The organism is Immundisolibacter sp., from assembly GCF_050250495.1.
Taxonomy (GTDB): Bacteria; Pseudomonadota; Gammaproteobacteria; order Immundisolibacterales; family Immundisolibacteraceae; genus Immundisolibacter.
On record NZ_JBFWOM010000046.1, the window covers coordinates 1 to 4554 of the forward strand.

General features: G+C 71.0%; 5 protein-coding genes. 2 read left to right on the forward strand and 3 right to left on the reverse strand.

Features of this window, described 5'->3' with window-relative positions:
- Positions 1-721 (reverse strand): exodeoxyribonuclease V subunit gamma (locus tag AB7F93_RS14020; RefSeq protein ID WP_428303529.1); only part of this gene is annotated, 721 nt, incomplete at its 3' end.
- Between the two features lie 130 nt (positions 722-851).
- Here AB7F93_RS14020 and AB7F93_RS14025 point away from each other — a divergent pair.
- Positions 852-1853 carry a cysteine synthase A gene (locus AB7F93_RS14025; RefSeq protein ID WP_428303530.1) on the forward strand — a complete coding sequence of 334 codons (1002 nt, stop codon included), beginning with the start codon at positions 852-854 and terminating at the stop codon, positions 1851-1853.
- A 14-nt stretch (positions 1854-1867) separates the two neighbouring features.
- On the opposite strand, the gene AB7F93_RS14030 is transcribed toward AB7F93_RS14025, so the two are convergent.
- On the reverse strand, positions 1868-3289 hold the full coding sequence (locus tag AB7F93_RS14030) for an FAD-binding oxidoreductase (protein ID WP_428303531.1): 1422 nt from the start codon (positions 3287-3289) through the stop codon (positions 1868-1870).
- Between the two features lie 19 nt (positions 3290-3308).
- Positions 3309-3881 carry a hypothetical protein gene (locus AB7F93_RS14035; protein ID WP_428303532.1) on the reverse strand — a complete coding sequence of 191 codons (573 nt, stop codon included), beginning with the start codon at positions 3879-3881 and terminating at the stop codon, positions 3309-3311.
- A 60-nt stretch (positions 3882-3941) separates the two neighbouring features.
- Between AB7F93_RS14035 and AB7F93_RS14040 the strand changes: the two genes are divergently transcribed.
- Positions 3942-4554, forward strand: a 613-nt coding sequence (locus AB7F93_RS14040; protein ID WP_428303533.1) for an MBL fold metallo-hydrolase, incomplete at its 3' end; no start/stop codon positions are given.

Here is a 4554-nt window from a genome sequence, read left to right on the forward strand (position 1 = left end):
GACGCGCCACGGCGCGCGGGGTTTGCAGCTCGTGCCAGTAGGCGGCGCAGGGGTCGAGAAACTGCACGTGCACGTCGCGGTCCGCCGCCAGCGCCCGCAGCAGTTGCAGATAGGCCGGCGCCAGCGCCGAGAGACCAAACACCGACAGCCGCGCCGGCAGCCCGGCCGTCACGAGCCGCCCCGCCCGCACGCGCCGGGCAAGATCGATCAGCAACCGGCCCTGATGCGGCTGCCCGGCGGCGACGCGCTGCCACAACCGCGCGTCCCATCCGTTGCCACCGCCCTGCTCCCAGTCGGCGAGCCACTCCGGCCGGAACACCTGGTAGCGCTGATACACATCGGCCAGGCGCCGCGCGAGCTGCCAGGCCTTGAGGCCGTCGTCACCGGCAAGATAGCGGCCGACTTCGGCCGGCCGGTCCGGCGCCGCGAACGCCGCCAGCAGCGCGAACAGCAGCGGCCCCTGCTCGGCCGGCGGCAGCGGTGGCAGCGTGGCGTCCTGCGCGCGCAGCACCCGCCACACGAAGGCGGCCGGGAACACGCAGTCGAGATTCGCCGCCAGGCCCAGGCGATGCGCCACCGCCAGCGACAGCCAGCGCGCCATGCCGGGGTTCGGCACCACGATGGCCTCAGGCGCCAGCGCCGGGCCGAGCGGTGCGGCGATCACCTCGCACAGGCGGTCGGCGAGGCGTTCGATACGGTTGCTGTGATGGACGTGGAGCATGCCGGGTGGGGCGTGAGCGTTTCATCCCCCCGCGCAGCACGCGCCCAGGGAGCGGGAAGCTGCGATTATGCGCAACACGATCCGCACCACGGCGCGGGTCACACCGCTGAATCCGCGAGGAGGCCACGCCATGACCATCGCCCCCGACTTCGTCGGCCTGATCGGCAACACGCCGCTGCTGCGCCTGCGCCGCCTGTCGCAGGAGACCGGCTGTGAGGTGCTCGGCAAGTGCGAGTTCCTGAACCCGGGCGGCTCCGTGAAGGACCGCGCCGCGCTCGGCATCATCCGCGACGCCGAGCGGCGCGGCGTTCTGCGTCCCGGCGGGCTGATCGTGGAAGGCACGGCTGGAAACACCGGCATTGGCCTGGCGCTGGTCGGGCGCGTGCTCGGCTACCGCACGCTGATCGTCATCCCGCAGACGCAGAGCCAGGAAAAGAAGGACGCGATTCGCCTGGCCGGCGCCACGCTGCGCGAGGTGCCGGCGGTGCCGTACAGGAACCCCGACAACTACGTGCGACTGTCCGGGCGCCTGGCCGACGAACTGGCCGCGACCGAACCGAACGGCGTGCTGTGGGCGAACCAGTTCGACAACGTGGCCAACCGGCAGATGCACGTCGAGACCACCGGCCCGGAGATCTGGGCGCAGACCGAGGGCAAGATCGACGGCTTCGTGTGCGCGGTCGGCACCGGCGGGTCGCTCGCCGGCATCGGCATGGCGCTCAAGGCGCGCCGGCCGGACGTGGTGATCGCCTGCGCGGACCCGCTCGGCGCCGGGCTCTACCACTACTACACGCACGGCGAGCTGAAGGCCGAGGGCAACTCGATCACCGAGGGCATCGGCCAGAACCGCATCACGGCGAACCTCGAAGGCGCGCCGGTAGACCGCGCCTACGCCATTCCGGACGCCGAAGCGCTGCCGCTGCTGTTCGATCTGGCGCGCGAGGAGGGGCTGGTGCTGGGGGGTTCCACGGCCATCAACCTCGCCGGCGCCCGGCGTCTCGCGCAGGAGCTCGGCCCCGGCCACACCATCGTCACGCTGCTGTGCGACTCCGGCCAGCGCTACCAGGGCAAGCTGTGGAACCCGGCCTTTCTGCGCGAGAAGGGCCTGCCGACGCCGGACTGGCTGGAGTGAGGCCGCAGTCCGCCTCAGGGCGGCAGCAACTTGCCGGGATTGAGCCGGTCGTCCGGATCGAGTGCTGACTTCACGCGCCGCATGAGATCGATGGCCACCGGCCCCTCGAAGGGCGCGAGCGCGCCGCGCTTGAGCAGACCCGTGCCATGCTCGGCGCTGATCGAGCCGCGGTGCTTCACCACCACGGCATTGACGAGGCCCGCGAGCGTTTCCCACTGAGCGAGGAACTGCGCGGCCGACATGCCGACCGGCTGCGACAGGTTGAGATGCAGGTTGCCGTCGCCGATGTGGCCGAAGGCGCATACGCGAAGGCCCGGGCAGGCGGACTCCACGGCGGCGCTCGCCTCGGCGACGAAGGCCGGCACCGCCGACACCGGCACGGCGACGTCGTTCTTGATGCTGGCGCCCTCGTGGCGCTGCACCTCGGCAACGCCTTCGCGCAGGCGCCAGAAGTCGGCGGCCTGCCGCTCGCTCGCGGCGATGGCGGCATCGGTGACTTGCCCGCGGCCGAAGCAGTCTGCGAGCACGCCTTCCAGCGCGCCCGCGAGCCCCGCCGACGCGCTCGAACTGCCCAGTTCGACCAGCAGATACCAGGGCGAGGCGCCGGCGAGCGGGTCGCGCGCCCCCGGCAGGTGGCGCAGCACGAAGTCGAGCGCCGTGCGCGACACGAGCTCGCAGCCGCTGACGGCGTCGCCGCTGGCCTCTCGAAGATGACCGAAAACGGCCACGCAGGCCTCAACGGACGGGCAGGCGAGCCAGGCAGTGACGGTCTCGCGCGGTTGCGGGAACAGCTTCACCACCGCCGCGGTGATGATGCCGAGCGTGCCCTCGGCGCCGATGAACAGGTGCTTGAGGTCGTAACCGGTGTTGTCCTTGCGCAGCGCGGCAAGACCGTCCCACACGCGCCCGTCGGCGAGCACCACTTCGAGGCCGAGCGTCAGCTCGCGCGCGTTGCCGTAGCGCAGCACGTTGGTGCCGCCGGCGTTGGTGCTGATGGCGCCGCCCAGGCGCGCGCTGCCGTCCGCACCGAAGCTCAGCGGAAACAGCCGGTCGTGCTCGGCTGCCACGTCCCGCACGCGCTGCACGATGCAGCCGGCCTCGGCCGTGAGCGTGAAGTTGGCGGCATCGACGGCGCGGATGCGGTCGAGGCGCTCCAGGCTCACGATCACCTGCCGGTCCGCGTCCTGCGCCACCGCTCCGCCGCAAAGACCCGTGTTGCCGCCCTGCGGCACGAGCGCCAGATCGAGCCCCGCGCAGGCGCGCACCAGGGCGGATACAGCCGCGGTGTCCTGCGGCAGCGCCACCGCCAGCGCGGCGCCTTGATACAGACCGCGCTGTTCGGCCAGATACGGCGCCATGGCGTCATCGCCGGTGCGCCAGTCGCAGCTCGGCACCTCGCGCAGTCTCGCCAGCCGCGCGGCGCGATTGGCGCTCATTCCGTTTCGGACGGCACGCTCACGCCGTCACCCGGCACACGTCGATCTCGCCGCCGCAGTACACGTTGAAGGCCATGGCCGCGGCGCAGGCGCGCCGGGCCAGCGTCTCGGCATCGAAGTCGCCGTCGTAGAGCGCGTGCAGCGCCCCCAACGCGAACTCCGCCCCGGAACCGACCGCGTAGTACTGCTCGAACGCCGTGACGCTGGTGTCCGACGACACGTAGAAGATGCCGCCCGCGTTCACCAACAGGAAGGACGCGTCGAGGTCGCCGAACGGCGAGCGCTCCTCCTCGTTCTGGCACTGGTCGTTGACCAGCGAGTAGTGCTCGTGCAGCGCCTTCCAGAACGCCTGGAAGAACCGGAACACGTCGCGCTCGGTGTCGAGTTTCGGCAGACGTTTCTTGCCGAGAAAATCGTCCAGGATGTTGGCGTACAGCCCCCAGCCGCTGGTGGCGAGGTGGTTGCCGCCGACGGTCAGGATTTTCTGCGTGCGGTGATTGGCGATCGGCGCGCGGTTGTGGCCGAAATTGTTCTGCGTGTCGGCGGCGATGACGATCTCGCCGCCCTTGCGCACGGCAACGGCTATGGTCATGGTGCTGCGGGGTTTGGAATGGCGCACCATGCTAGCAGGCCGGCCGAGGAGGACCTTCCCATGCGCCAGTTGTTTGCGGACCTGTGGCAGAGCGAGCCCACCTACCCGTTCGGGCCGGACGTGAGCACGCACGCCTATCTGTGGTTGCGGGCGGATGGCAACGTGCTGTTCTACAACACCGGCCTGGACGAACTCGATGCCATCGAGCGCCTGGGCGGCGTGGCCTGGCAGTACCTGAGTCACCGCGACGAGGTGGCGCCGAGCCTGGCGACCATCCACCAGCGTTTCGGTGCCCGGCTGTGCTGCCACGCGCTGGAAGCGCCGTCCGTGGCACGCGTGCAGGCGCCAGACGTGTGCTTCGACGCCCCGCACTCGCCACTACCTGGCCTGCACATCCTGCCGACCCCCGGCCATACACCGGGCAGCAGCTGCTTTCGCGTACAGGGCGCGGGCGACCTCACGTACCTGTTCACCGGCGACACGCTGTTTCCGGACGGCGACGGCTGGGGCACCTACGTCGCCGCCACCGAGCGGGCCACCCTGCGCCAGTCCCTGGCACTGCTGCGCACGCCGACACCGGACGTGGTGTTTTCGTCCGCCGCGCGCGACCCGGACGGGTTTCGGCGAGTCGACGGCGCCACCTGGGGGCGTATCCTCGATGCCGCGATCACCG

Coding starts and splice junctions, on each gene's coding strand:
- AB7F93_RS14030 (WP_428303531.1), bottom strand. CDS start 3,289: ATGAGCGCCAATCGCGCCGCGCGGCTGGCGAGACTGCGCGAGGTGCCG.
- AB7F93_RS14025 (WP_428303530.1), top strand. CDS start 852: ATGACCATCGCCCCCGACTTCGTCGGCCTGATCGGCAACACGCCGCTG.
- AB7F93_RS14035 (WP_428303532.1), bottom strand. CDS start 3,881: ATGACCATAGCCGTTGCCGTGCGCAAGGGCGGCGAGATCGTCATCGCC.